We start from the raw sequence: 24,273 nt of genomic DNA, 5'->3' as shown, positions 1-24,273 counted from the left end.
CCGTTTTCCCTGGGGAAAACGGCGTTTTCGTTAGCGTCCCGGGTACTCCGCCAGTACCGAGGCCTGGCCGCTCCTGGTCAGGCCGACGACCTGGTAGGCGTCCTGGCGGTCGCCCATTTCCATGCCCGGCGAGCCGACCGGCATGCCCGGTACGGCGGCGCCGACCAGGTCGGCGCGTTCGCGCAGCTTGAGGATGTCGGCTGCCGGCACGTGGCCTTCGACGAACTTGCCGTCGATCACTCCGGTATGACAGGAGCCCATGCTGTAGGGCACGCCGAGACGGCTCTTGACTGCGCTCATGTCTGCTTCCACATGGTCGGTGACCTTGAAACCGTTGGCTTCGAGGTGCTTGATCCAGTCCTTGCAGCAGCCGCAGTTGGCGTCGCGGTGGACGTCGATGGCCAGCGGTTCGGCGGCCTGGACCAGGGAACCGTGGAGCAGGGTGGCGGCCAGGACGGCCAGGGGTGCGAAGCGGCGCATGGGATTCTCCTTGCTGCGAGCGAATGCCGGGAGCATACCGCTGGCACCCGCCGCCACCCAGCCGGTGAGCTGTATCCACTTGTGACGAAGCGATGCGCTGCCCGCCGCGCCGGGTTGCCGTTGGGCAGGGACGGATTGTCGCAGCGAACTCGTCGGCGCGGTTTGGGTCTGCTGTCCTTAGGGTTGCCGGGGCGTTCGCCGCCGGTGTCGAACTGACCGCTGGGGCAACAGGCCCGAGGAGAAAGGGGATGCTCTTCGCCCGTTTGGTTTTGCTGGTTCAGGCGCTGGTATGGGGCGCGCTGGGAGTGCTGTACTGGGTGCGTCCCTACGAGATGGCCAATCTCAGTGGCATGCTGCTGATGGAGCCTTCGGCGGTCAGCGATGCGCGGGTGTTCTATGGCGGCCATCAGTTCGCCCTGGCGTTGTTCCTGCTGTTCGCCCTGCGCCGGGCTTCGCTGGTGCAGCCGGCGTTGATCCTGATAGTGCTGCTGCAATCGATCCTGACCCTGTCGCGGCTATTGATTGCCTGGATCGAGGGCGGGATGGAGGCCGACGGCAACCTGTTCGGCCTGCTGTTCCGCGGCGCAATGGCTGCCCTGGGGATCGCCGCCCTGTGGTGGCTGCAACGGCGGCCGCCCCGGCTGTCGGCACCCGGCGAGAGCGCCGAGCGTCGCGAGGACGACTTCGACGGCCTGTGACATTCAAGGTTGACTGCGACTCGGGAAGTCCTTCAGCAACTGCGCGACGCCGCGGTCGAACGCTTCCTGGGTCAGCGCCGGATCGTGCAGTTGGCGGCTCAGCACGCTTTCCAGAAGGACCCTGCCGTTGCTTTCGTCAAGGATGCGCAGCGCCAGCCTGGCCTCGGTGTCTTCGGTCAGTTGGGTCTGGGTGAAGACGCCATCCTGGGTGATCACCGGGCGCATTTCCAGGCCCGGCTGGCGTTGCAGGCCGAGGGCGTAGATCACCCGCAGGTCGCCGTGTTCCGCGTGGTAGCGATAGCCCTTGGCCTCCAGGGCGCGGCGCACGGCCGTATCGAAACGCTCCTCGAAGTCGATGCGGTGCCCCTCGGCGCGTACCGCCTGGATGAAGAAAGTCCGGTAATCCGCCGCTGTTACGCCAGGGGCGAGCCGTACGGGGCCCGGTTCATTGCGGCAGGCATAGAGCAGCAGGCCGAACAGGAGCAGCAGGACGAAGCGCAGGCTGAATCGGCGCATGGCGCGTTCCTTCCTCTTTTTTATCTTTGTGCCGCAAGCCTAGCCGTTGCCTCGCGGCTTGCCGCCCATCCCCCGTTGGGTCAGTCGTCCAGCTCCACCCAGAGGCCTTCGGCGTCTTCCCGGCAGGGCAGGGCGCGCAAGCGCTCGCCAGCGCAGGGGCCGGCGACGCACTCGCCGGACTCGATGAGGAACAGCGCGCCGTGGCTGGCGCAACGGATCAGGCTGGCGCTGTCGTCGAGGAAGGCATCGGGCTGCCACTCCAACGGGATGCCGCGATGCGGGCAGCGGTTCAGGTAGATGTAGGCGCGGCCGTCGCGACGCACCGCGAACAGCCGCCGCTCATCGACGAGGAAGCCGCGGCTGTTGCCTTCGGCGAGATGGGAAGAGGGACACAGGTGGATCATGGGCGCTCCGTTTGCCGGGATCATTATCCCTGATCCGGAGGACGGCTTTCACCTGTGGCATGGAAAGCGCCCGGCATGGCCAGGCGCTGGGTATGGGGGCACTTCCGTGTGCGAAGGGGTAACGGGTCAGATGTCCCAGACCAGGTTGACCGCGAAATTGCGGCCTGGCTGGGACAGTCGGTCGATGTTGGCCGGGGCCAGCGCCGAAGCCTCGCCGACGCTGTCGTAGCCGCGCACGTCATCCCACAGCCAGTATTTCTTGTCGGTCAGGTTGTAGAGACCGGCGTTGAGGGTCAGGTCCTTGCTCAGCCTGTAGTAGGCGCTGAGGTCGAGGACGCCGAAGCCCGGGGTCTTGAACTGGCTGGCGGTGCCATCCGGGGTGTGGAAGGTGCTGTCGTCGACGCGATCCTTGCGTTTGACCAGGGTCCAGCTGAGCAGCCCGCCGTAGTTGCCGTCTGCTTCGTCGTAGCCCAGGCCGAACACTCCGGTGAGTGGGTTGACGCTGTTGATCGGCTCGCCGTTGTCCTTGTTGCGACCGTAGGCGTAGGCCACGCTGCCCTGGGTGTAGAGCCCCTGCGGCGCGCCGAAGGCGCCCAGCTCCAGGCGGCCCTTGAGTTCGACGCCCTTGATCACCGCCCGCTCGATGTTGTTGGACTGGAAGGTCTGGCCGTTGCCGCCGGTGCTATCGGTATTCAGGGCGTCTTCGTCGATGAAGTCGCGATATTTGTTGTAGAACACCGCTACGCCGAAGCTGCCTTCGTCGAACTTGCCGCGCAACCCGGTCTCGAAGCTCTGGCTCTTTTCCGGCTTGAGGTTGGGGTTAGGCTCGATGTGGTAGCCCGCCTGCAGGTTCTCGAATCGACCGTACAGCGCCTTGGCGGTGGGCGTGCGGAAGCCCTGGGCGTATTGGCCGTACCAGGTGTAGTGCTGGGCGAAGTCGTAGGTCACGCCGAACTTGGGCGAAACCCGGTGCCATTTCTTGTCCGACTCGTCGACCGCGGTGTTCTGGCTCTGCTTCATGGTGCGCAGGAACTCGTCGGTGATGTGCGGCTCCATGCGCGTGTAGTCGTAACGCAGGCCGGGAGTGAAGGTCCAGTCGTTCCAGCTGATGCTGTCCTGGGCGAACAGGGCGTAGGTCTTCACCGTCGGATCGGGAAAGTCGCTGCTGCGTTCCAGGGCATCGCGCGGGCTGTCCGCGCCGGTGTCCAGGTTGGTGCCGGTGCCGCTGCGCATGCCGGTGACCTTCTGGTGCTTGAGATTGATCCCGTAGCTCAGCAGGTGCTCGGTCTCGCCGATGGCGAAGCTCTTGTCCAACTGGCTGTCGAAGACCCACAGGCGTTCCTTGTAGGTAGTGTCGCGGGTACGCAGGACCTTGCGGGTGATCGGGTAGTAGAACTCGCGGGTCGCCTGGTCGGTCTTCGCCAACTGGTAGTTCAGGCTCCACTGGATGCGATCGGCGACCGGGCTGTCGAGCAGGAAATGGTGCTCCAGGCCGTAGCGCTCGCGAGTCAGGGTGTCGTTGCCCTTGCGCCACTGGTACATGCCGCCCGGCAGCATGCTCGGCGGGATGGCCGGCTTGCCCTTGTCGTACGGGCCGCCATAGGCGCTCTTCTGGTCGGTATCGACGTCGCTCTTGTACTTCTCGAAGACCAGCCCGAAGCGGCTGCCCTCGGCGTAGTTCCAGCCCAGCTTGCCGAGCAGGCTGTAGCTGTCGGCGTCTTCCGGGTTGGCTTCGCTGCGCGAGAGCCCGGTGCCGCCGTGGCCGCCGTTGGATTCGGTCTCGTGGCCCTGGCGGTAGCCATAATGCAGCAGGCCGTCGAAGTCGTCGGCGCGGCCGGCGACGGTGGCCGAGGTCAACCAGGAGTGGCTGGCCGACTCGTAGCCGGCCTTCAGCCGGGCGCCGACGTCCTTGCCGTCCTTGATGATGTCCGACGGGTCGAGGGTGAAGTAGCTCACCGCGCCGCCGATGGCGTTGCTGCCGTACAGCGCCGAGGCCGGGCCGCGAAGGATTTCCACGCGCTTTACGATGTCCGGATCGACGTAGTTGCGGTGGGTCTGCGCGTAGGGGCCGCTGAAGAAGTCGTTGGGCAGTTCGACCCCGTCGATCTGCGTAAGGATGCGGTTCCCGTCGATGCCGCGGATGTTGTAGCCGGTGATCCCGGCACGCTGGCCGGCGCCGCCGACCGAGACTCCCGGTTCGTAGCGCACCAGTTCCTTGATGTTGTTGACGTTCTGCCGGTCCAGTTGTTCGCGGGTCTGCACGCTGACGGTGCTTGGCACCGAATCCACTGCCTGCTCGGTACGGGTGGCGGTGATGGTGGTCGGGGTCAGCGGGACGGCGTTCCCCGCCAGGGCCAGGGAAGGGCTGAGCAACAGCAGGGCCAGGCAGGGGCGCAGGGCGAAGGGCGGGGAGAGCGGCATGTGGGACTCCTTGGGTCGGGCCGGTGGCGAATAGCCAGGGGGACGTCGGGCGCACAAGGTACTGCCAGAAAAACGCTAATGCAAATAATTATCAAATGGATTCAGATATGCGTTTTGTGGCAAAGTTCACCTGTTTTTGCGCGTAGCGCGACCGAACCGGATATGCCCGAGGAACCGTCGATGAGCAGCACTCCCAGCCTTTCCCATTCCCCTGCCGAGCTTTACCGCGCCTGGCAGGACCTGCGCGCCGAGCGACCGCAGCTACGCGCGCGCGACGCCGCCGCGCTGTTGCAGGTCAGCGAAGGCGAGCTGGTCGCCAGCCGGGTCGGCATCGATGCCGTGCGCCTGCGGCCGGACTGGGCCGCCTTGCTGCCGGCGCTCGGCGAACTGGGGCCGATCATGGCGCTGACCCGCAACGAGCATTGCGTCCACGAACGCAAGGGGCCGTATCGCGAAGTGACGGTCTCTGCCAATGGGCAGATGGGCCTGGTGGTCTCGCCGGATATCGACCTGCGCCTGTTCCTGGGGGGGTGGAACGCCGTCTTCGCCATTGCCGAGGAGACAGCGCGGGGTACCCAGCGCAGCATCCAGGTGTTCGACCAGCAGGGCGTGGCGGTGCACAAGGTGTTCCTTACCGAGGCCAGCGACGTCCGCGCCTGGGAACCGCTGGTCGAGCGCCTGCGGGCTGCCGAGCAGGATGCCGTGCTGGCGCTGCACGAACCCCGCGCACCGGCTGCGGCGCTCGTCGATGCGCAGATCGATGCCGCCGCCTTGCGCGAAGGCTGGGCCGCGTTGAAGGACACCCATCATTTCCACGCCCTGCTGAAGAAGCATGGCGCGCAGCGCACCCAGGCGCTGCGCCTGGCTGGCGGCGAATGGGCCGAGCGCCTGGACAAGGGCGACCTGGCGAAACTCTTCGAAGCGGCGGCCGAAAGCGGATTGCCGATCATGGTGTTCGTCGGCAACGCCCACTGCATCCAGATCCATACCGGGCCTGTGTGCAACCTGAAGTGGCTGGACGACTGGTTCAACGTGCTCGATCCGGAATTCAACCTGCACCTGAAGACCACCGGCATCGCCGAGCTTTGGCGGGTGCGCAAGCCGAGCACCGATGGCATCGTAACCAGCTGGGAGGCCTTCGACGCCGACGGCGAACTGATCGTGCAACTGTTCGGCGCACGCAAGCCCGGCGAGCCCGAGCGCGACGACTGGCGCGAACTGGCCGAATCCTTCAAGGCGCTCTGAGGAGAGATCATGCGTATCGATCGACTATTCAACGGGTTGGCGCTGGGCATCCTGCTCGGCACCGGCATGGGCCAGGCCGCCGAGCTGCCGCAACGCTGGGTGAGCGCGGGCGGCTCGCTGAGCGAATGGGTGGTGGCGCTGGGCGGCGAGAGCAAGCTGGTCGGGGTGGACACCACCAGCCAGCATCCGCAGGCGCTGAAACAGTTGCCGAGCGTCGGCTACCAGCGCCAACTGGCTGCCGAGGGCGTGCTGGCGTTACGCCCGGATATCCTCATCGGCACCGAGGAAATGGGGCCTCCGCCGGTACTCAAGCAGCTCGAAGGCGCCGGCGTGCGGGTCGAGACCCTCTCCGCCAAGCCGGATCTGGAGGCACTGGAAAGCAATCTGAAGAAGCTCGGCGACTGGCTCGGCGTGCCCCAGCGCGCCGAGGCCGCCGAACTTGACTATCGTCAGCGGCTGCGGCGCCAGGCGGACTGGATCGCGGCCGCGCAGAAGAGTCAGCCGGCCCCGGGCGTCCTGCTGGTGATCGGCAACGCCGGGGGTCAGTTGCTGGTAGCCGGGCGCAATACCGGCGGCGATTGGGTCCTGAACCGAGCCGGAGCACGCAACCTGGCTACCCATGAGGGTTACAAGCCGATCTCGGTGGAAGCCCTGGCAGCGCTCGATCCGGTCGCGGTGGTGATCGCCGACCGCAGCCTCGAAGGTGATGCGGCGCGTGCCGCGCTGCTCAAGCAGAACCCCGGCCTCGCCGCGACTCGCGCGGCGCGTGACGGACGTCTGCTGGTGCTTGACCCGACGCTCCTGGTGGGCGGCCTCGGTCCGCGCCTGCCGGATGGCCTGGCGGCTCTCTCCGCAGCCTTTTATCCTTCCGCGAAACCGCTGAGTACGGAAGCCGCCCATTGAAATCGGTTGTTCGCCCCCGCGCACTGTTCGGTGCGCTGGGGATTTCGCTCGTGTTGGTCCTCTGGTTGTCCCTCGCCCTCGGTCCCGTCAGCCTGCCGCTGGGCGATACCCTGCGCGCCGCGCTGCGCCTGGCCGGGCTGCCGCTCGATGGAACGGGCCTGGCCCAGGCGGAAATGATCCTCGGCCAGATCCGCCTGCCGCGGACCCTGCTCGGCCTGGCCGTGGGCGCGGTGCTGGCGCTGTCCGGGGTGGCGATGCAGGGCCTGTTCCGCAACCCGCTGGCCGATCCAGGGCTGGTCGGGGTGTCCAGCGGCGCGGCCCTCGGCGCGGCGCTGGCCATCGTGTTCGGCGCCTCGCTGGGTGGCTTGCCGGCGTTCCTAGCGCCCTACCTGCTGTCGCTGTGCGCCTTCGGCGGCGGCCTGGGGGTGACCTGGCTGGTCTATCGACTTGGCCGCCGCGATGGCCAGACCAGCGTGGCCACCATGTTGTTGGCAGGGATCGCCTTGACCGCGCTGTCCGGCGCGGTGATCGGACTGTTTACCTATCTCGCCGATGACGCCACCTTGCGTACCCTGACCTTCTGGAACCTGGGCAGCCTGAACGGCGCCAGCTACCCACGACTCTGGCCGCTGCTGCTGGTGGCGCTGCTGGTGGCCTGCTGGCTACCGCGCCGGGCAGATGCGCTGAACGCACTGCTGCTCGGCGAGTCCGAGGCCCGTCACCTAGGCTTCGACGTCGAGCGATTGAAGGCCGAACTGGTGCTTTGCACTGCCCTTGGCGTCGGCGCCGCAGTGGCGGCGGCGGGGATGATCGGCTTCATCGGCCTGGTGGTGCCGCACCTGATCCGTCTGGTTGCCGGTCCGGATCATCGGACGTTGCTGCCGGCCTCGATGATGGCCGGCGCCATTCTCCTGCTGCTTGCCGACCTGCTGGCGCGCCTGGCGCTGGCTCCGGCGGAGTTGCCGATCGGCATCGTCACGGCACTGATCGGCGCGCCGTTCTTCCTTTATCTGCTATTGCGGGGGCGGGCCTGATGCTGCGCGTGGAGAACCTGTCCATCCGCCGTGGCGGAAAGACTGTACTGGAAGGCCTCGAACTGGAGCTGCGGCCTGGCGAGATGCTCGGCGTACTCGGCCCCAACGGCGCTGGCAAGAGCACCTTGCTTGGCGCTCTCTGTGGCGAACTGGAGCCGGCCGAAGGGCTGGTGCTGCTCGACGAGCGCGGCCTCGACGACTGGCCGGGCGTCGCTCGCGCGCAGCGCCTGGCGGTGCTGCCGCAGAGTTCGTCGCTGGGCTTCGCCTTTCCGGTGGAGGCGGTGGTCGGCTTCGGTCGGCTGCCCCATTCCAGCGGCCGCGAGCGCGATGTGCAGATCGTCGCCGAGGCCTTGGCGGCGGCCGACGCCAGCCATCTGGCCGGGCGCAGCTACCTGGCGCTGTCCGGCGGCGAACGCCAGCGCGTGCACCTGGCGCGGGTGCTGGCGCAGCTGTGGCCGGGCGAGCCGGGGCAGGTGCTGCTGCTCGACGAACCGACCTCGGCGCTCGACCCGCTGCACCAGCACACCACCCTGCAGGCGGTGCATGATTTCGCCCGCCGCGGTGCCTCGGTGCTGGTGATCCTCCACGATCTCAACCTGGCCGCGCGCTATTGCGACCGCCTGCTGCTGTTGCAGAATGGTCGCCCGCACCTGCTCGGTACGCCCGAGGAAGTCCTGCGCCCCGAGCCGTTGCGCGCGGTGTTCGGCCTCGAGGTCCTGGTCCAGCGTCATCCCGAGCGAGGTCATCCGCTGATCGTCGCCCGTTGAAGGAGTCGCCATGCGCATTCGCCTGTTCGCTTTCTGTCTGCTGCTGGGCGGCTGCCAGTCCCAACTGCCGCCGCTGCCTGATTGGCAGAGCGCGGAAGGGCGCGACGATCCGCAGACGGGACGAATAGTCGAATTGCGCAGCGGCGTGACGCTGAGCCCGCAGCAACTGGTCGCACGCCTGGCGGCCGCGCCGCGAGTGATCGTCGGCGAGAAGCACGACAATCCCGATCATCATGCCGTGGAACTGTGGCTGGCGCAGGCCCTGGGCGAATATCGGGCGCAGGGCAGCCTGCTGCTGGAAATGCTCGATCCCGGCCAGCAACCACGGGTGGATGCGGTCCGCGCACAACTCGGGACCGGCAAGCCGGTGGCGAACCTGGAGCAGGCCCTGGACTGGCAGAAAGGTTGGGACTGGACGCAGTACGGACCCCTGGTGTCCTGGGCGGTTGCGCAACCCGCGCCGTTGCTGGCGGCGAACCTCCAGCGGAGCGAGATCATGCGCATCTACAGGGAGCGTCCGCCGCTTCCCGGAACGGCCTCCAGGCGTGACAGCGTGCGCCTGCCGCTGCTTGCGCAGATTCGCGAGTCCCACTGCGGCATGCTTCCCGACGATCAATTGCCGGCGATGCTCGCCGTCCAGCAGCAACGTGACCGCCGCATGGCCGAGCGTTTTCGCGATGCGCCACTGCCGGCGATGCTCGTCGCCGGCAGCTTCCACGCCCGGCGCGACCTCGGCGTACCGGTCCACCTGCGCGACCTTGGTGCGGAGAAGGGTGCGCAGGTACTGATGCTGGTCGAGGCCGGGCAGGCGGTAACGACGCGTGAGGCCGACTACGCCTGGTACACGCCGGCACAGCCGGACAAGGACTATTGCGCGGAGATGAAGAAGGCACGTTGAAGGAAGGGCGCGAGGCCTGGAGCCGTGTATCGCGCTACGTTTTCGCGGGCAAAAAAAGACCCGGCAAAGTGCCGGGTCGAAACCGTGATTAGCCTGATGAGGAGATAATCTGAAGAGTCCGACTGCTTGGTCTCTCAGCTTACCTGCTGGCCTCGCGACCAGTTGGTGTAATAATAACTATTCTCATTATCAGGTCAAGCCGGTTCTCATTCATTCCATCGCCAGCCGATGAACGGTCGTCTCCGGCCGAATCGCAGGCAAAAAAAGACCCGGCAAAGTGCCGGGTCAAAAACCGTGATTAGCCTGATGAGGAGATAATCTGAAGAGTCCGACTGCGTGGGTCTCTCAGCTTACCGGCTGATCTCGCGACCAGTTGAGTGACATAATAATGATTCTCATTTCCATGTCAAACGCTTTCGCCAAACTTTTCTGCTAGCTAGTCGCGAGCCCTCTGGAATGGGCCTCAGGCGCTGCGGCGCAGGCGCAGCTGGGTCACTTCCCGGTTAAGCAGGTCTATCCGCCGGGCCATGCCTTCGATCAGGCTATGGGCGATTCGCGGGTTGTTCTGCATAAGGCCGAGGAACTGCTCCTTGGGAATCACCATCACCGTGCAGGGTTCGCTGGCGACCACCGTGGCGCTGCGTTTCTCGCGAGTGAACACGGCCATGGCGCCGAAGATCTCGTCCTTCTGCACATCGCCGACTTTCTGGCCGTCCACCAGCGCTTCGGCATGCCCCTCGATGATGATGAACACATGATCCGCATCGTCGCCCTGGCGGATCAGCGCCTCGCCCGCGGCGAAGTGGCGGAAGCCGGTGGCCGGGCGGACTTCCGGCTGCTTCAGGTGCGCCAGCGCATCGCCGAGCAGGGCAGTCTGTCCGATCAGGTACTGCAATAGCAGTTCCTGACGTTCCTGGTCAGCATGGATGTGCTGGAGCAGCGCATCGCGCGAATAGGGCAGCAGGCGGATCGGTTCTTCGTTGGCATGCCGGCAGGCGGGGAGCTCGAGTCCGCGTCGAAGGCCGAGGAGGTCGCCTTCCTGGAGGTAGAACAGTGGGCGTTCGTCGACCAGCGCATGCAGCAGGCCGCTTTCCACCAGGAATACCTGGTCGGCGGGCAGCTCGCGTTCCAGGTCGTCGCTACGTTCCAGTTCCAGGGCGGGGCCGCTGGGTGCCAGGCCTTCGAGCAAGCGGTGAGGGATTCCCTGCAGGCGATTGATCAATTGGTCGGCATACGCCGGTTGCTCGCCGAGTAGATACATGGCCATTTCCTTGAGCTGCCTGGTCGGGAGAGGAGGTACGAACGTCCACGAGACGATAGGTGGGCGCCCGGGGGGAGTAAATATCTTCCCGTGGCAGGTGTGAGCTAGCTCTTGTTTCGCACGGGGAAAGTCTCCAGCTCGCCGAGCAGTGCGGCCTTGTGGTCTGGGGACAGCTCGTTCCAGTGAACGTCGAGGAGTGCGCCTTCGATGGCATAGAGCAAGACTTTCGAGGCTCGGAAGCCGCGCGCGCGGACCGCGCGATAGGCTCCCACCGAGCCGAGCCGACGCAGATCGGTGGCGCTGTGGATACCCACGGCATGCAACCATTGGGTCGAGGTTTTCCCGAGGTTTTTCAGGTTCAGCAGTTCGTCGTTCATCGTCGGTCCTTGCGATGCCGCTCAGAAGCGTGATGGCGCGGAACTGCCTGGAACCGGTCCGGAGCCGACAGGGCCGGCGCGATGGAGCGAGATGGCCGACGCGAGCGGCCTTCGCCCTTACGATCCGGCGTAGGCGGTCCGGGACCGATCCTCAGCCGGCCGGGTACCTGCCAGAAGTGTAGCGGCCTCCCGGCAAAACGTGGCCTGGCGTGGTCCTTCCGCTTCTCAGGGCTCCGGCAGGTAGCGCAGGCGGGTGCCGAAGTTCACCGACATGCGGATCTCGTCCGGCGCCAGGCGCAACGGGAAATACGTACCGGATATCTGCGCATGGGCCAGGCTGGCGCCCTCCAGGCGCGCCTCGCGCAGATCCACGCCGCGCAGGTCGGCGCCGCGGAAATAGGCATCGCTGAAGTCGACGCGGGCGGCATCCAGCAGACGCAGGTCGAGGCCGCGGAAGTCGCCGCCGGCCAGGTCGATCCAGCCGTCGGCCGGCTTCTGTCGGTTGAAGCCTTCGATGTCTTCGGCGTGGAGCAGTTGGTAGAGCGGCGAGTCGAGCTGACGGGGCGAGTTCATGGGCGGCGTCCTGTGCAGAAGGCTCGCCGTGAGTATAGAAGAGCAGCGGCATGGCGCCCGCCCTGGAGGGGCGGGCGCCATGGCAGTTCGTTCAGAGACCGGGCAGGCGCTGGCGAATGCCGTCGACCAGCCCGTCGAGGCTGGCCGCGTCGTGGGTGTCTACGCGCTTGCTCTGGACCGTCTCCGCCGCTGTCAGCGGCTCGCGGGTAGCCTGCTGGGTGCGGATCACGTCGAGAGTCGCGTCGGACGGATCCTTGCCTTCCGCCTGGCGTTGCGCAAGCCAGCCGGCGATCACCGCTTCGGGCGCCTGGCAGTCGAGGATCAGGAACGGCACGCCGGTTTCTTCCGCGATGTGGCAAGCGGCCTGGCGCTGATTCTGCTTCAGGTAGGCGGCATCGATCATCACCGGATAGCCGGCCTGGAGGATCTTCGCGGCCAACTGGTGAAGGTGCGCATAGGTCGCTTCGCTGGCCTGGCTGCTATAGATGCCGGCGGCGAACTGGCCCCTGTCGTGTTCCGGCTGCTCGCCGAACAGACGCTTGCGTTCGATATCCGAGCGCAGGCGCACGGCGCCCAGAGCCTCCACCAGACGCATGGCCACCTGGCTCTTGCCGACCGCGGAGACACCATGGGTGACCGCCAGGAAGCGCGAGGGAATGGCGCTGTAGCTTTCCGCCAGGTTGGCGTAGTTGCGGTACTGGCGCAGGGTCGCGGCGCGCTGCACGGCATCGGTCTGGTAGCCGAGGCTGAACAGCGCGACCTTGGCGCGGACCATGGCGCGGTAGGCCTTGTAGAAGTTCAGCAGTTCCAGGGCCTGGTAGTCGCCGGTGTGTTCCAGATAGAGGCTGACGAAGCGTCGAGCGTGGCACTTCAGGCCGCGATCTTCCAGGTCCATCGCGAGGAAGGCGAAGTCGGCGCAGACATCGGTGAAGCGGAACGGTTCGTTGAATTCGATGCAGTCGAACAGCACTACCCTGCCGTCGATCAGCGCGGCGTTGCCCAGGTGGATGTCGCCGTGGCATTCGCGGATGAAGCCCTTCGCCTTGCGCTCCTGGAGCACCGGCAGCAGGCGTTCGAAGCTGCTTTCCGCCCAGGCTTCGAGGGCATCCAGCTGTTGCAGGTCGGCCTTGTCCTTGAGCAGCGGGCGAACCTGCTCGAAATTCTGCCGCACCGGCGCCATGCAGGACTCGGCGGTGCCCAGCGGGTGCTCCAGCGGCACCTTCGGAGTGTTCTGGTGGAAGTGCGCGATCTGCTCGGCCAGTTCGTCAATATGCTGGTTGGACAGTTCGCCGCGGCCCTGGATTGCCGCCAGCAGGTTGTCCTGCGGGAACTGGCGCATCTTCAGCAGGTATTCGATTGCCTCGCCGTCGCCGCCGATCCGCGGCGCCTCTTCGCTGCCGGTGATCGGCAGGACCTCCAGGTAGAGATCGTCGGTGAGGCGCTGGTTCAGGCGCAGCTCTTCGTTGCAATAGAAGCGGCGCTTGTCCAGGCTGGTGAAATCGAGAAAGCCGAAATCCATCGGCTTCTTGATCTTGTAGGCGTAGGGACCGGTCAACAGGACCCAGGAGATGTGCGTCTCGATGACCTCGAAGCGCTCCACCGGGTGGGGGTAGAGGGCCGGGTTCTGCAGGGCGGCGATCAGGGTCTGGCTCACGGGATATCCTTGCCTCTGAAATATGCGAAAACCCGCATTATGGCGGGAAGGGGTGACAGTGCAAACCTCGCTGGCGGATAGCAACCATTTGCCGGATCGCCGGTCGAATGCGCCGCGCTGCCGCCGCGTCTATCCACCGGGGCCGCGCAGACCGTGGATGCCGCCGATGCGGTGTCTGTCCGCTGTGGATAAAGTACGTATAATGCGCCGCCATGACGCGTCCCCGATCCCCCCGTTCCCGTAACAGCAAAGCACGCCCGGCACCCGGCCTGAACAAATGGCTCAGCTGGGCTCTCAAGCTCGGCCTCGTCGGCCTGGTGCTCCTCGCCGGCTTCGCCATCTATCTCGATGCCGTGGTGCAGGAGAAATTCTCCGGCCGGCGCTGGACCATCCCGGCGAAGGTCTATGCCCGCCCGCTGGAGCTGTTCAACGGCCTGAAGCTGAGCAGGGAAGACTTCCTGCGCGAACTCGACGCCCTCGGCTACCGTCGCGAGCCCAGCGTGAGCGGCCCTGGAACCGTATCGGTGGCGGCCAGCGCGGTCGAACTCAATACCCGTGGCTTCCAGTTCTACGAAGGCGCGGAACCGGCCCAGCGCGTGCGCGTGCGCTTCAACGGCAACTACGTCAGCGGGCTGAGCCAGGCCAACGGCAAGGAACTGGCGGTGGCGCGCCTTGAGCCGCTGCTGATCGGCGGCTTGTATCCGGCGCACCATGAGGATCGCATCCTGGTCAAGCTCGACCAGGTGCCGACCTACCTGATCGACACCCTGGTCGCGGTCGAGGATCGCGACTTCTGGAACCACCATGGTGTGTCGCTGAAGTCCGTGGCGCGGGCGGTGTGGGTCAACACCACGGCCGGCCAGTTGCGCCAGGGCGGCAGCACCCTGACCCAGCAGTTGGTGAAGAACTTCTTCCTGAGCAACGAACGCAGCCTGAGCCGCAAGATCAACGAAGCGATGATGGCGGTGCTGCTGGAGCTGCACTACGACAAGCGCGACATCCTCGAGTCCTATCTCAACGAGGTGTTCCTCGGCCAGGATGGGCAACGAGCGATCCATGGCTTCGGCCTGGCCAGCCAGTATTTCTTCAGCCAGCCGCTGGCCGAGCTCAAGCTCGACCAGGTGGCGCTGCTGGTCGGCATGGTCAAGGGGCCGTCCTACTTCAACCCGCGGCGTTACCCGGATCGTGCGCTGGCGCGGCGCAACCTGGTGCTCGACGTGCTCGCCGAGCAGGGCGTGGCGACCCAGCAGGAAGTCGACGCCGCCAAGCTGCGCCCGCTCGGCGTGACCCGGCAGGGCAGCATGGCCGACAGCTCCTATCCGGCCTTCCTCGACCTGGTCAAGCGCCAGTTGCGCCAGGACTACCGCGACGAGGACCTGACCGAGGAAGGGCTGCGCATCTTCACCAGCTTCGATCCGATCCTGCAGGAGAAGGCCGAGACCTCCGTCAACGAAACGCTCAAGCGTCTCAGTGGGCGCAAGGGGGTCGACCAGGTCGAGGCGGCGATGGTCGTGACCAATCCGGAAACCGGTGAGATCCAGGCCCTGATCGGCAGTCGCGACCCGCGCTTCGCCGGCTTCAACCGGGCCCTGGACGCGGTGCGGCCGATCGGTTCGCTGATCAAGCCGGCGGTCTACCTGACCGCTCTCGAGCGGCCGAGCAAGTACACCCTGACCACCTGGGTGCAGGACGAGCCCTTCGCGGTGAAAGGCCAGGACGGCCAGGTCTGGCGACCGCAGAACTACGACCGGCGCTCGCATGGCACGATCTTCCTGTACCAGGGCCTGGCAAACTCCTACAACCTGTCCACCGCCAAGCTCGGCCTCGACGTCGGTGTGCCCAACGTGCTGCAGACCGTCGCCCGGCTGGGTATCAACCGTGACTGGCCGGCCTATCCTTCGATGCTGCTGGGCGCCGGTTCGCTCAGTCCGATGGAGGTCGCCACCATGTACCAGACCATCGCCAGCGGCGGCTTCAACACGCCGTTGCGGGGGATCCGCAGCGTCCTCACTGCCGACGGCCAGCCGCTCAAGCGCTATCCGTTCCAGGTCGAACAGCGCTTCGACTCGGGCGCCGTCTACCTGGTGCAGAACGCCATGCAACGGGTCATGCGCGAAGGCACCGGGCGTTCGGTGTACAGTCAATTGCCGTCGTCGCTGACCCTCGCCGGCAAGACCGGCACCAGCAACGACTCGCGCGATAGCTGGTTCTCCGGTTTCGGCGGCGACCTCCAGGCTGTGGTCTGGCTCGGTCGCGACGACAACGGCAAGACGCCGCTTACCGGCGCCACCGGTGCCTTGCAGGTGTGGGCCAGCTTCATGCGCAAGGCGCATCCGCAATCGCTGGAAATGCCGATGCCGGAGAACGTGGTGATGGCCTGGGTCGACGCGCAGACCGGGCAGGGCTCGGCGGCGGATTGCCCGAATGCCGTACAGATGCCCTATATTCGTGGCAGCGAGCCCGCCCAGGGCCCAGGCTGCGGGAGCCAGAACCCCGCCGGCGAGGTGATGGACTGGGTACGTGGCTGGCTGAATTGATCCGAGAGGACCTGACGTGAAGAAGATTTTCGTATTCGCCGCGCTTGCCGGCAGTGCCCTGCTCGCGGGCTGTGCCAGCCCGCAGCACGGGGCAATCCCGGTGGTGGATTCGGGCACTCCGGTTTCCAACCAGGAAAGCGGCGGTTTCCGCATCACCCGTACCCAGGTACCGCGTACCCAGCAAGGCGCCGCCACCCAGGGCATTCCCCAGGGCGGCGACTCCGGCGTGGTGGTGATGGTGCCGCAGGGCGCCAATTCCGCACCGATCCAGACTTTCCCGGCGCAGTCCGGCGCCGCGCCGATCAGCAGCGCTCCGCTCGGCACCGGCACCCAGTACCAGGCTCCGCCCAGCAGCGCCTCCACTCCACCGCTGGGCGGCAGCTACAACATGCCGCCCAGCGGCGCCAGTCGTTCCGCGCCCACCGGCATTCCGGCCTCCGGCTCGGCCGGCAGCCTGGCGGCCGACGAGCAGTTGGACGGGCCGGTCCTGGCGATGCTCACAACCGCCCAGCAACAGCAGGGTAGCGGCGACCTGAACAGTGCCGCCGCCAGCCTCGAGCGAGCCCAGCGCATCGCTCCGCGCGAGCCTCAGGTGCTCTATCGCCTGGCCCAGGTGCGCCTGGCCCAGGGCGATGCGGCTCAGGCCGAGCAGGTCGCGCGCCGTGGCTTGAGCTACGCCAATGGCCGGCCGGCCTTGCAGGCCGGGCTCTGGGAACTGATCGCCCAGGCGCGGGAGAAGCAGGGAGACTCCGCCGGCGCTGCGCTGGCCCGGCAGAAGGCAAAGGTCAGCTCCTGATGGATCGACGGGTCTATGCGCTGGCCGACCAGTTGCTGCTGATCGAGCGTGAGTTGCGTGCCCTCGGCTGGTGGAGCGAAAGCCGCCCCGCCCCGGAAGCGCTGGCCAGCCCCGAGCCGTTCTGCGTGGATACGCTGGCGCTCGAGCAATGGCTGCAATGGATCTTCCTGCCGCGGATGAAGCTGATTCTCGAAAGCGACAGCGCCTTGCCGCAGGCCTCGGGTATCCTGGCCATGGCCGAGGTGGCCTATGCGCAGCGTGGCGAGGAAGTCGCCGGCCTGCTGGCGGCGCTTGGCGAGTTCGACCGGCTGATCGGCGGGCCGTCATGAAGCTTCGGCAGTAAAGAAAAACCCGGCTACAGGCCGGGTTTTTCTTTGCTTCAAGCAAGGTGGAGAGCCGGGTCAGCCCCCTGCTGCGGGACGGGGCTGTGTTCGCCTCAGCGGCAATTCTCCTGGATCGCCTTTTCGGCCTTGGCGATTCGCTCCTGGCGTTCTTCCTCGCCGAGGCGACGGAGTTCGCCCTTGCCTTCGTCGACCCTTACGCGCGGGTTGTTCTTCAGTTGCGCGAGGTTGTTGCGGGTCTCTTCGCAGAACTGCTTGCGCTCGGCCTCTTCCTTCGCCACTTGCTGCTTCACCTTGTCGTCGATCGCCTTCTGCTCGGGATCGGCCGGTTTCTGCTGGATGGTCGGTGCCGGTGTCGAGGGGGGCAGGGGGAAGTTGTCCGGCGGCGGGGCGGTCTGGGTATTCACCGTGGTCGCTTGCGCACCTTGCGGCGGTTGTGCGCCGAAGTGGGTGACGCCCTCGGCGTCGACCCATTTGTAGATCGGGGCGGCCATGGCGAAAGAGGAGAGGGCGAGCAACAAGCTGGCCGGGAGGATCATGCGTCGCATGCGGAGTCCTTGGAATGCGCTAACTGCGGCTAACTATAACCAAATCCGCCAGCGCGGCATGCTGCACGGCATCACAACCGCCGCCGGAGACGGCCTCGCCGTGGCAAGTCCTCGCGGGAATCATGGGCATTTTGGAAAAGTTTGCTCTAAATCGGAATTTTATAGCCATAAAATCTGTTTTTGGTCATTGATCAGCTTTTTTATGGAAGGGTATGGCAGCTTCCTTGGAATTTTTTTTGATAATTTTCAGAATAAAGCTTGACTTGCGTTCGACGAATGCGAAGAATCCAAGCTCGCTGTAGCGGGCCGTCTGCAACCCAGTCCCCTCTCCGGCAGACCATGAGGTGCCTACCCGCGCCGAAAGTTACACCCTGCTTCGCGTTACCTCGCGCTGGGTGGAAGAGCTCCGTAACACCAGGCGCCCTTCCAAGTTTGCTCAATCGGCAGTTGACGTAGCCGGTGACTACCGTCACCCATGCTCTGCCGGGCAGCCAACCGAATTTCGGTCGCCCGCCCCTGGGTGGCCGTATAGCGTTCTAGAGGTGAAAACGTGGAGCTTTTATCTGGCGCTGAAATGGTCGTCCGCTCGTTGCGCGACGAAGGCGTTAAGTACATCTACGGGTACCCGGGTGGTGCCCTCCTGCATATCTACGACGCGCTCTTCAAGGAGCACGACGTGACCCACATCCTGGTGCGCCACGAACAGGCGGCTACCCATATGGCCGACGGCTACGCCCGCGCCACCGGCAAGCCCGGTGTCGTGCTGGTGACTTCCGGCCCGGGCGCGACCAACGCCATCACCGGTATCGCCACCGCATACATGGACTCCATCCCGATGGTGATCCTGTCGGGCCAGGTGCCGAGCAACATGGTCGGTACCGATGCGTTCCAGGAAACCGACATGGTCGGGATCTCCCGGCCGATCGTGAAGCACAGCTTCATCATCAAGCATCCCTCGGAAATTCCCGAGGTGATCAAGAAGGCCTTCTACCTGGCGCAGTCCGGTCGTCCGGGGCCGGTGGTCGTGGATATTCCGAAGGACATGGGCGACCCGACGCAGAAGTTCGAATATTCCTATCCGAAGAAGGTCAAGTTGCGTTCGTACAGCCCGGCCGTTCGCGGTCACTCGGGACAGATCCGCAAGGCCGCCGAGATGCTCCTGGCCGCCAAGCGCCCGGTGGTCTATTCCGGCGGCGGCGTGATCATGGGCAATGCCGCGGCGCCGCTGACCGAGCTGGCGCAGATGCTCAACCTGCCGGTGACCAACACCCTGATGGGCCTCGGCGGGTATCCCGGCGCGGACCGCCAGTTCCTCGGCATGCTCGGGATGCATGGCAGCTTCACCGCCAACCTGGCGATGCATCACAGCGACGTGATCCTCGCGGTCGGCGCGCGTTTCGACGACCGGGTCATCAACGGTGCGGCGAAGTTCTGCCCGAACGCCAAGATCATCCACATCGACATCGATCCGGCGTCGATTTCCAAGACCATCAAGGCCGACATCCCGATCGTCGGCCCGGTGGACAGCGTTCTCACCGAAATGGTCGCGATCGTCAGGGAAATCGGCGAGACCCCGAACCAGGATGCCCAGGCTGCCTGGTGGAAGCAGATCGACGAGTGGCGTGGTAACCGTGGGTTGTTCCCGTACGACAAGGGCGACGGCAGCATCATCAAGCCGCAGACCGTCATCGAGACGCTCTACGAGGTTACCCATGGCGATGCCTTCATCACCTCCGATGTCGGCCAGCACCAGATGTTCGCCTCGCAGTACTACAAGTTCAACAAGCCCAATCGCTGGATCAACTCCGGCGGTCTCGGCACCATGGGCTTCGGCTTCCCGGCGGCGATGGGCATCAAGCTCAACTTCCCGGACGACGATGTCGCCTGCGTGACCGGCGAGGGCAGTATCCAGATGAATATCCAGGAACTGTCTACCTGCCTGCAGTACGACCTGCCGGTGAAGATCGTCAACCTGAACAATGGTGCCCTGGGCATGGTCCGCCAGTGGCAGGACATGCAGTACAACAGCCGTTATTCGCATTCCTACATGGAATCCCTGCCGGACTTCGTCAAGCTTGCCGAAGCCTACGGGCATGTCGGCATGCGCATCACCGACCTGAAGGATCTGAAGCCGAAGATGGAGGAGGCGTTCGCCATGAAGAATCGCCTGGTCTTCCTCGACATCCAGGTGGACGCCAGCGAACACGTCTATCCGATGCAGATCCGTGACGGCGCGATGCGCGACATGTGGCTGAGCAAGACGGAGCGTACCTGATCATGCGACACATCATTTCCCTGCTGCTGGAAAACGAGCCAGGCGCATTGTCCCGTGTGGTCGGCCTGTTCTCCCAACGCAACTACAACATCGAAAGCCTGACCGTGGCGCCGACCGAGGACCCGACCCTGTCGCGTCTGACGCTGACCACCGTGGGGCACGATGAGGTGATCGAGCAGATCACCAAGAACCTCAACAAGCTGATCGAAGTGGTCAAGCTGGTGGATCTGTCGGAAAGCGCCCATATCGAGCGCGAGCTGATGCTGGTGAAGGTCAAGGCCACGGGCGCCCAGCGCGCCGAGGTCAAGCGCACCACCGATATCTTCCGTGGGCAGATCGTCGACGTCACCAGTAGCGTCTATACCGTGCAACTGGCGGGTACCAGCGACAAACTGGACAGCTTCATCCAGGCCATCGGCACCGCGTCGATCCTGGAAGTGGTCCGCAGTGGCGTCACCGGCATCGCCCGTGGCGACAAGACTCTGAGCATCTGAACTGAAAGCAGGCCCGCGAGGCCTTACTGAAGGGGAATTCCCATGCGCGTTTTCTACGATAAAGACTGTGACCTCTCGATCATCCAGGGCAAGAAAGTTGCCATCATCGGCTACGGCTCCCAGGGCCACGCCCATGCCTGCAACCTGAAGGACTCCGGCGTCGACGTCACCGTGGGCCTGCGTAGCGGCTCCGCCACCGTGGCCAAGGCCGAAGCGCACGGTCTGAAGGTTGCCGACGTGAAGACCGCCGTCGCTGCAGCCGACGTGGTCATGATCCTCACCCCGGACGAGTTCCAGGGCCGCCTGTACAAGGAAGAGATCGAGCCGAACCTGAAGAAGGGCGCCACCCTGGCCTTCGCTCACGGCTTCTCCATCCACTACAACCAGGTCGTCCCGCGCGCCGACCTCGACGTGATCATGATCGCGCCGAAGGCCCCGGGTCACACCGTGCGTTCCGAGTTCGTCAAGGGCGGTGGCATCCCTGACCTGATCGCCATCTACCAGGACGCTTCCGGCAACGCCAAGAACGTCGCCCTGTCCTACGCCTGCGGCGTCGGCGGCGGTCGTACCGGTATCATCGAAACCACCTTCAAGGACGAGACCGAAACCGACCTGTTCGGTGAGCAGGCCGTTCTCTGCGGTGGTTGCGTCGAGCTGGTCAAGGCCGGTTTCGAAACCCTGGTCGAAGCCGGTTACGCGCCGGAAATGGCCTACTTCGAGTGCCTGCACGAGCTGAAGCTGATCGTCGACCTGATGTACGAAGGCGGCATCGCCAACATGAACTACTCCATCTCCAACAATGCCGAATACGGTGAGTACGTAACCGGTCCGGAGGTGATCAACGCCGAGTCCCGTGCTGCCATGCGCAACGCCCTGAAGCGCATCCAGGACGGCGAGTACGCGAAAATGTTCATTACCGAAGGTGCGGCCAACTACCCGTCGATGACTGCCTACCGCCGCAACAACGCCGCTCACCCGATCGAGCAGATCGGCGAGAAGCTGCGCGCGATGATGCCGTGGATCGCAGCCAACAAGATCGTCGACAAGAGCAAGAACTAAGCGGCTCCGGCGACAGACGAAGAAACGCGGCCCCGGCCGCGTTTTTTCGTTCTTGCCTGGCGATCTGGTATAAAGCCTGGGCCGGCGGAGTTGTCTTCCTAGTCAGAAGTGCTGTCGGCATATTCGTACCCCATCAGTTCCCAAGGAATTGTCCATGAGTGAACGTCCCGAGGAGCCGAACAAGGCCTCCGACGAAGAAAGCCTGCTGCCCATCGACGAACATATAGAAGAAGGGCACGACGCCGAAGGGCGGAAGGTTCGTCACCGCGGTATCTACCTGCTGCCCAACCTGTTCACCACGGCGGCCCTGTTTTCCGGCTTCTACGCCATCATCAATGGCATGAGCGGCCAGTTCGCCAACGCCGCCATCGCTATCTTCGTGGCCATGGTCCTCGATGGACTGGACGGCCGCGTGGCTCGCCTGACCAACACCCAGAGCGCCTTCGGCGCCGAGTACGACTCGCTGTCGGACATGGTCGCCTTCGGTGTGGCGCCGGCGCTGGTCGCCTTCGAATGGGCGCTTGGCAGCCTCGGCAAGGTCGGCTGGATGGTCGCCTTCATCTACGTTGCGGGCGCCGCCCTGCGTCTGGCTCGTTTCAACACCCAGGTCGGCAAGGCCGACAAGCGCTATTTCATCGGCCTGGCCAGTCCGGCCGCCGCGGCGCTGGTGGCGGGCACGGTATGGGCGTTCAGCGATTTCGAGATCCAGGGCGCCAAGGTTGCCTTCCTCGTCGCCCTGCTGGTCGCCGCCGCTGGTGTGCTGATGGTCAGCAACATCAAGTACCACAGCTTCAAGGATCTCGACCTGCGCGGCCGGGTGCCGTTCGTGGCGATCCTTATCGTGGTGCTGGCCTTCGCCGTGGTCTTTACCGACCCGCCGCGCATCCTCCTGTTGCTGTTCCTTGCCTACGCGGCCTCCGGTCCTGTGCAATACCTGCTGCAACTGCGTCGCCGGAAGCAGCCGAGCTGATGTAATTTCCAACGGGCTCCGTAGTCTACTGGCACAAAGCTGGTCATTGCGGAGCCCGTCATGCTGATCAAGATTCCCTCCCGTTCCGACTGTTCCGAGTCGGAAGTCACGTCCGAAACCCTCTACCTGTCCCGTCGGCGTCTGCTCGGTGCTTCCTTCGCCGGATTGGCGCTGGCCAGCGGCCTGCCGCGCCTGGGCTTTGCCGACGAACAGCGCTATGCCGGCGTCGAGTCGGTACCGGCGCCGGGCTGGTTCGCCGAAAAGCTACCGCAGACCCGCTGGCAGGCGGTGAATGTCCAGAGGGAGGCGATCACGCCATTCAAGGACGCCACCCACTACAACAATTTTTACGAGTTCGGGCCGAACAAGGGCGACCCGGCGGAAAACGCCTCGGCCCTGAAGACCGAGCCCTGGTCGGTGGTGATCGACGGCGAGGTCGGCAAGCCGGGTACCTATGCCCTCGAGGATTTCGTCAAACCCTACCAACTGGAAGAGCGCATCTATCGGCTGCGCTGCGTGGAAGCCTGGTCGATGGTGATCCCTTGGCTGGGCTTTCCCCTGGCGGACCTGCTCAAGCGGGTCGAACCCAATGGGCAGGCGAAGTTCGTCCGTTTCGAAACCCTGCAGCGTCCGGAACAGATGGTCGGCCAACGCTCCGGTTTCTCGGTGATCGACTGGCCTTATATGGAAGGCTTGCGCATGGACGAGGCGATGCATCCCCTGGCAATTCTGGCGGTGGGCATGTACGGGCGGCTGTTGCCCAACCAGAATGGCGCGCCGTTGCGCCTGGTGGTGCCGTGGAAGTATGGCTTCAAGAGCATCAAGTCTATCGTGCGTATCAGTCTGGTCCGCGAGCAGCCGAAGACCACCTGGGAAAGCATTGCCGCCAACGAGTACGGGTTCTATGCCAACGTCAATCCGCAGGTCGACCACCCGCGGTGGTCCCAGGCCCGCGAGCGGCGCCTGCCCAGTGGGTTGTTCAGTCCCAATGTGCGGGATACGCAGATGTTCAATGGCTACGGGAGTGAGGTCGCTTCCCTTTATAGCGGCATGGATCTGAGGAAGTACTACTGATGCGCTACTGGTATCTGCGCCTTGCGGTATTCCTGGGGGCGCTGGCAGTACCGGCCTGGTGGTTGTACCAAGCCTGGATCTTTGCCCTCGGACCTGACCCGGGCAAGACCCTGGTCGATCGACTGGGGCTGGGTGCCTTGGTATTGCTGCTACTCACCCTGGCGATGACGCCACTGCAGAAGCTGAGCGGCTGGCCGGGCTGGATCGCCGTGCGCCGCCAGTTGGGGTTGTGGTGCTTCACCTATGTGCTGCTGCACCTGAGCGCTTACTGCGTGTTCATCCTGGGGTTGGACTGGGGGCAGTTGGGCATCGAGTTGAGCAAGCGTCCCTACATCATCGTGGGAATGCTTGGATTCGTCTGCCTGTTCCTGTTGGCGATCACTTCCAACCGCTTCGCCATGCGCAAGCTCGGTAGCCGCTGGAAGAAGCTGCATCGCCTGGTCTACCTGATCCTTGGGCTCGGCTTGTTGCACATGCTCTGGGTGGTGCGGGCAGACCTGGAGGAGTGGACCCTGTACGCTGTGGCTGGTGCGTCGCTCATGCTGCTGCGGCTACCCTCGATCGCTCGCCGCCTGCCCAGGCTTCGAACTCGTCACGGTGTTTCGTAATAAAAGTTTCAAATAAGTGTTGACGCCAGTTTCTATCTCCCTATAATGCGCACCACTCCCGGCGACGACGAAGAGTAAGTGCTTGAAAATCAAGGATTTACGGATTCTCTCCCAGGGGTGGTGAAGCGCTCCGGCAGGTTGTCCGCCGCAGCGGTTCGGTCCCGAAAGGGGCTCGAAACGAAGCTTCACCGAGGTGCTTGACAGCGAATTTGAACGCTGTAGAATGCGCCTCCCGCTGATCGGAAGATGGTTTGAAGGTCGGCGCAAGCGGTTGAGTAGAAAAGAAAATTTTCGAAAATAACGCTTGACGGAACGAGAGGTTGCTGTAGAATGCGCGGCC

General features: G+C 64.8%; 25 protein-coding genes. 16 read left to right on the top strand and 9 right to left on the bottom strand.

Features of this window, described 5'->3' with window-relative positions:
• Nucleotides 1–30: 30 nt before the first annotated feature.
• Complete coding sequence (locus ACI766_RS25590; RefSeq protein WP_003095106.1) at nucleotides 31–480, bottom strand: DUF411 domain-containing protein; 450 nt, start codon at nucleotides 478–480, stop codon at nucleotides 31–33.
• A gap of 248 nt (nucleotides 481–728) precedes the next feature.
• Between ACI766_RS25590 and ACI766_RS25585 the strand changes: the two genes are divergently transcribed.
• Complete coding sequence (locus ACI766_RS25585) at nucleotides 729–1,178, top strand: DUF4345 family protein (protein WP_023086672.1); 450 nt, start codon at nucleotides 729–731, stop codon at nucleotides 1,176–1,178.
• 3 nt (nucleotides 1,179–1,181) lie between these two features.
• Here the strand turns inward: ACI766_RS25585 and ACI766_RS25580 are convergent, their stop codons facing one another.
• From ACI766_RS25580 to phuR, 3 genes are all read right to left on the bottom strand, one after another.
• Nucleotides 1,182–1,694, bottom strand: coding sequence for a DUF4136 domain-containing protein (locus ACI766_RS25580; protein ID WP_003100166.1), 513 nt, complete (start codon nucleotides 1,692–1,694; stop codon nucleotides 1,182–1,184).
• A gap of 80 nt (nucleotides 1,695–1,774) precedes the next feature.
• A complete protein-coding gene (locus ACI766_RS25575) occupies nucleotides 1,775–2,122 on the bottom strand; it encodes a Rieske (2Fe-2S) protein (RefSeq protein ID WP_003121065.1) in 348 nt (115 codons plus the stop codon).
• Between the two features lie 102 nt (nucleotides 2,123–2,224).
• Entirely contained in the window at nucleotides 2,225–4,519 is a 2,295-nt protein-coding gene (gene phuR / locus ACI766_RS25570) for a heme/hemoglobin uptake receptor PhuR (RefSeq protein WP_003095102.1), read from the bottom strand.
• A gap of 180 nt (nucleotides 4,520–4,699) precedes the next feature.
• Between phuR and ACI766_RS25565 the strand changes: the two genes are divergently transcribed.
• The 5 genes from ACI766_RS25565 to ACI766_RS25545 are packed head-to-tail and all read left to right on the top strand — an operon-like array spanning nucleotide 4,700 to nucleotide 9,366.
• Entirely contained in the window at nucleotides 4,700–5,764 is a 1,065-nt protein-coding gene (locus ACI766_RS25565; RefSeq protein ID WP_003095101.1) for a hemin-degrading factor, read from the top strand.
• Nucleotides 5,765–5,773: 9 nt separating this feature from the next.
• Nucleotides 5,774–6,667, top strand: a complete 894-nt coding sequence (locus ACI766_RS25560) for a hemin ABC transporter substrate-binding protein (protein WP_009877124.1) — start codon at nucleotides 5,774–5,776, stop codon at nucleotides 6,665–6,667.
• 50 nt (nucleotides 6,668–6,717) lie between these two features.
• Complete coding sequence (locus ACI766_RS25555) at nucleotides 6,718–7,701, top strand: FecCD family ABC transporter permease (protein WP_003121063.1); 984 nt, start codon at nucleotides 6,718–6,720, stop codon at nucleotides 7,699–7,701.
• Nucleotides 7,701–8,468 (top strand): heme ABC transporter ATP-binding protein, encoded by a 768-nt coding sequence (locus ACI766_RS25550; protein WP_003095098.1) that lies wholly within the window; start codon nucleotides 7,701–7,703, stop codon nucleotides 8,466–8,468. Before ACI766_RS25555 ends, ACI766_RS25550 begins: the two co-directional genes overlap by 1 nt.
• Nucleotides 8,469–8,478: 10 nt before the next feature.
• On the top strand, nucleotides 8,479–9,366 hold the full coding sequence (locus ACI766_RS25545; RefSeq protein ID WP_010793747.1) for a ChaN family lipoprotein: 888 nt from the start codon (nucleotides 8,479–8,481) through the stop codon (nucleotides 9,364–9,366).
• 463 nt (nucleotides 9,367–9,829) lie between these two features.
• Here ACI766_RS25545 and cbpA read toward each other — a convergent pair whose 3' ends face one another.
• The 4 genes from cbpA to ACI766_RS25525 all read right to left on the bottom strand — a co-directional run bounded on the left by cbpA (nucleotide 9,830) and on the right by ACI766_RS25525 (nucleotide 13,231).
• On the bottom strand, nucleotides 9,830–10,627 hold the full coding sequence (gene cbpA, locus ACI766_RS25540) for a cAMP-binding protein CbpA (RefSeq protein ID WP_003095096.1): 798 nt from the start codon (nucleotides 10,625–10,627) through the stop codon (nucleotides 9,830–9,832).
• Nucleotides 10,628–10,731: 104 nt separating this feature from the next.
• Complete coding sequence (locus tag ACI766_RS25535; RefSeq protein ID WP_003095094.1) at nucleotides 10,732–11,004, bottom strand: TfoX/Sxy family protein; 273 nt, start codon at nucleotides 11,002–11,004, stop codon at nucleotides 10,732–10,734.
• Between the two features lie 225 nt (nucleotides 11,005–11,229).
• Nucleotides 11,230–11,577: a pentapeptide repeat-containing protein gene (locus ACI766_RS25530; protein WP_003095090.1), complete on the bottom strand. Its 348-nt coding sequence runs from the start codon at nucleotides 11,575–11,577 to the stop codon at nucleotides 11,230–11,232.
• 91 nt (nucleotides 11,578–11,668) lie between these two features.
• Complete coding sequence (locus ACI766_RS25525; RefSeq protein ID WP_087823865.1) at nucleotides 11,669–13,231, bottom strand: bifunctional aminoglycoside phosphotransferase/ATP-binding protein; 1,563 nt, start codon at nucleotides 13,229–13,231, stop codon at nucleotides 11,669–11,671.
• 212 nt (nucleotides 13,232–13,443) lie between these two features.
• Between ACI766_RS25525 and mrcB the strand changes: the two genes are divergently transcribed.
• From mrcB to ACI766_RS25510, 3 genes are read left to right on the top strand one after another with little or no spacing between them, the layout of a single operon-like run.
• A complete protein-coding gene (gene mrcB, locus ACI766_RS25520; RefSeq protein WP_003100154.1) occupies nucleotides 13,444–15,768 on the top strand; it encodes a penicillin-binding protein 1B in 2,325 nt (774 codons plus the stop codon).
• Nucleotides 15,769–15,784: 16 nt separating this feature from the next.
• A complete protein-coding gene (gene lpoP, locus ACI766_RS25515) occupies nucleotides 15,785–16,564 on the top strand; it encodes a penicillin-binding protein activator LpoP (protein ID WP_003116066.1) in 780 nt (259 codons plus the stop codon).
• A complete protein-coding gene (locus ACI766_RS25510; RefSeq protein ID WP_003123490.1) occupies nucleotides 16,564–16,893 on the top strand; it encodes a YqcC family protein in 330 nt (109 codons plus the stop codon). The genes lpoP and ACI766_RS25510 overlap by 1 nt, the downstream gene beginning before the upstream one ends.
• 107 nt (nucleotides 16,894–17,000) lie before the next feature.
• Here the strand turns inward: ACI766_RS25510 and ACI766_RS25505 are convergent, their stop codons facing one another.
• Nucleotides 17,001–17,453 (bottom strand): DUF4124 domain-containing protein, encoded by a 453-nt coding sequence (locus ACI766_RS25505; protein ID WP_003095076.1) that lies wholly within the window; start codon nucleotides 17,451–17,453, stop codon nucleotides 17,001–17,003.
• Between ACI766_RS25505 and ACI766_RS25500 the strand changes: the two genes are divergently transcribed.
• The 7 genes from ACI766_RS25500 to msrQ all read left to right on the top strand — a co-directional run bounded on the left by ACI766_RS25500 (nucleotide 17,443) and on the right by msrQ (nucleotide 23,933).
• On the top strand, nucleotides 17,443–17,715 hold the full coding sequence (locus ACI766_RS25500; RefSeq protein ID WP_153549457.1) for a hypothetical protein: 273 nt from the start codon (nucleotides 17,443–17,445) through the stop codon (nucleotides 17,713–17,715). The two genes, ACI766_RS25505 and ACI766_RS25500, sit on opposite strands and share 11 nt — an antisense overlap.
• A 288-nt stretch (nucleotides 17,716–18,003) precedes the next feature.
• Nucleotides 18,004–19,728, top strand: a complete 1,725-nt coding sequence (locus ACI766_RS25495; RefSeq protein ID WP_003095071.1) for an acetolactate synthase 3 large subunit — start codon at nucleotides 18,004–18,006, stop codon at nucleotides 19,726–19,728.
• Between the two features lie 2 nt (nucleotides 19,729–19,730).
• The gene (gene ilvN, locus ACI766_RS25490; RefSeq protein WP_003095069.1) at nucleotides 19,731–20,222 is read left to right on the top strand and encodes an acetolactate synthase small subunit; all 492 of its coding nucleotides are present in this window, start codon (nucleotides 19,731–19,733) and stop codon (nucleotides 20,220–20,222) included.
• Nucleotides 20,223–20,264: 42 nt separating this feature from the next.
• Nucleotides 20,265–21,281 (top strand): ketol-acid reductoisomerase, encoded by a 1,017-nt coding sequence (ilvC, locus tag ACI766_RS25485; protein ID WP_003095066.1) that lies wholly within the window; start codon nucleotides 20,265–20,267, stop codon nucleotides 21,279–21,281.
• Nucleotides 21,282–21,435: 154 nt separating this feature from the next.
• Nucleotides 21,436–22,251: a CDP-diacylglycerol--serine O-phosphatidyltransferase gene (gene pssA / locus ACI766_RS25480; RefSeq protein ID WP_003095061.1), complete on the top strand. Its 816-nt coding sequence runs from the start codon at nucleotides 21,436–21,438 to the stop codon at nucleotides 22,249–22,251.
• A gap of 60 nt (nucleotides 22,252–22,311) precedes the next feature.
• On the top strand, nucleotides 22,312–23,325 hold the full coding sequence (msrP, locus tag ACI766_RS25475; protein WP_016562371.1) for a protein-methionine-sulfoxide reductase catalytic subunit MsrP: 1,014 nt from the start codon (nucleotides 22,312–22,314) through the stop codon (nucleotides 23,323–23,325).
• Nucleotides 23,325–23,933 carry a protein-methionine-sulfoxide reductase heme-binding subunit MsrQ gene (msrQ, locus tag ACI766_RS25470; protein ID WP_016852158.1) on the top strand — a complete coding sequence of 203 codons (609 nt, stop codon included), beginning with the start codon at nucleotides 23,325–23,327 and terminating at the stop codon, nucleotides 23,931–23,933. Before msrP ends, msrQ begins: the two co-directional genes overlap by 1 nt.
• The last annotated feature ends 340 nt before the right edge of the window (nucleotides 23,934–24,273 follow it).

The organism is Pseudomonas sp. DL (assembly GCF_047199225.1).
In the GTDB taxonomy this organism is placed as follows: domain Bacteria; phylum Pseudomonadota; class Gammaproteobacteria; order Pseudomonadales; family Pseudomonadaceae; genus Pseudomonas; species Pseudomonas aeruginosa.
The sequence above is the reverse complement of the archived record's forward strand: the minus strand, read 5'-3'. Positions and strand labels throughout refer to the sequence as shown.

Excerpts from the sequence above, each read along its gene's own strand:
- ACI766_RS25590 (WP_003095106.1), bottom strand. The coding sequence starts at position 480 with ATGCGCCGCTTCGCACCCCTGGCCGTCCTGGCCGCCACCCTGCTCCAC.
- ACI766_RS25585 (WP_023086672.1), top strand. The coding sequence starts at position 729 with ATGCTCTTCGCCCGTTTGGTTTTGCTGGTTCAGGCGCTGGTATGGGGC.
- ACI766_RS25580 (WP_003100166.1), bottom strand. The coding sequence starts at position 1,694 with ATGCGCCGATTCAGCCTGCGCTTCGTCCTGCTGCTCCTGTTCGGCCTG.
- ACI766_RS25575 (WP_003121065.1), bottom strand. The coding sequence starts at position 2,122 with ATGATCCCGGCAAACGGAGCGCCCATGATCCACCTGTGTCCCTCTTCC.
- phuR (WP_003095102.1), bottom strand. The coding sequence starts at position 4,519 with ATGCCGCTCTCCCCGCCCTTCGCCCTGCGCCCCTGCCTGGCCCTGCTG.
- ACI766_RS25565 (WP_003095101.1), top strand. The coding sequence starts at position 4,700 with ATGAGCAGCACTCCCAGCCTTTCCCATTCCCCTGCCGAGCTTTACCGC.
- ACI766_RS25560 (WP_009877124.1), top strand. The coding sequence starts at position 5,774 with ATGCGTATCGATCGACTATTCAACGGGTTGGCGCTGGGCATCCTGCTC.
- ACI766_RS25550 (WP_003095098.1), top strand. The coding sequence starts at position 7,701 with ATGCTGCGCGTGGAGAACCTGTCCATCCGCCGTGGCGGAAAGACTGTA.
- ACI766_RS25545 (WP_010793747.1), top strand. The coding sequence starts at position 8,479 with ATGCGCATTCGCCTGTTCGCTTTCTGTCTGCTGCTGGGCGGCTGCCAG.
- cbpA (WP_003095096.1), bottom strand. The coding sequence starts at position 10,627 with ATGTATCTACTCGGCGAGCAACCGGCGTATGCCGACCAATTGATCAAT.
- ACI766_RS25535 (WP_003095094.1), bottom strand. The coding sequence starts at position 11,004 with ATGAACGACGAACTGCTGAACCTGAAAAACCTCGGGAAAACCTCGACC.
- ACI766_RS25530 (WP_003095090.1), bottom strand. The coding sequence starts at position 11,577 with ATGAACTCGCCCCGTCAGCTCGACTCGCCGCTCTACCAACTGCTCCAC.
- mrcB (WP_003100154.1), top strand. The coding sequence starts at position 13,444 with ATGACGCGTCCCCGATCCCCCCGTTCCCGTAACAGCAAAGCACGCCCG.
- ACI766_RS25510 (WP_003123490.1), top strand. The coding sequence starts at position 16,564 with ATGGATCGACGGGTCTATGCGCTGGCCGACCAGTTGCTGCTGATCGAG.
- ACI766_RS25500 (WP_153549457.1), top strand. The coding sequence starts at position 17,443 with ATGCGTCGCATGCGGAGTCCTTGGAATGCGCTAACTGCGGCTAACTAT.
- ACI766_RS25505 (WP_003095076.1), bottom strand. The coding sequence starts at position 17,453 with ATGCGACGCATGATCCTCCCGGCCAGCTTGTTGCTCGCCCTCTCCTCT.
- ilvN (WP_003095069.1), top strand. The coding sequence starts at position 19,731 with ATGCGACACATCATTTCCCTGCTGCTGGAAAACGAGCCAGGCGCATTG.
- ilvC (WP_003095066.1), top strand. The coding sequence starts at position 20,265 with ATGCGCGTTTTCTACGATAAAGACTGTGACCTCTCGATCATCCAGGGC.
- pssA (WP_003095061.1), top strand. The coding sequence starts at position 21,436 with ATGAGTGAACGTCCCGAGGAGCCGAACAAGGCCTCCGACGAAGAAAGC.
- msrP (WP_016562371.1), top strand. The coding sequence starts at position 22,312 with ATGCTGATCAAGATTCCCTCCCGTTCCGACTGTTCCGAGTCGGAAGTC.
- msrQ (WP_016852158.1), top strand. The coding sequence starts at position 23,325 with ATGCGCTACTGGTATCTGCGCCTTGCGGTATTCCTGGGGGCGCTGGCA.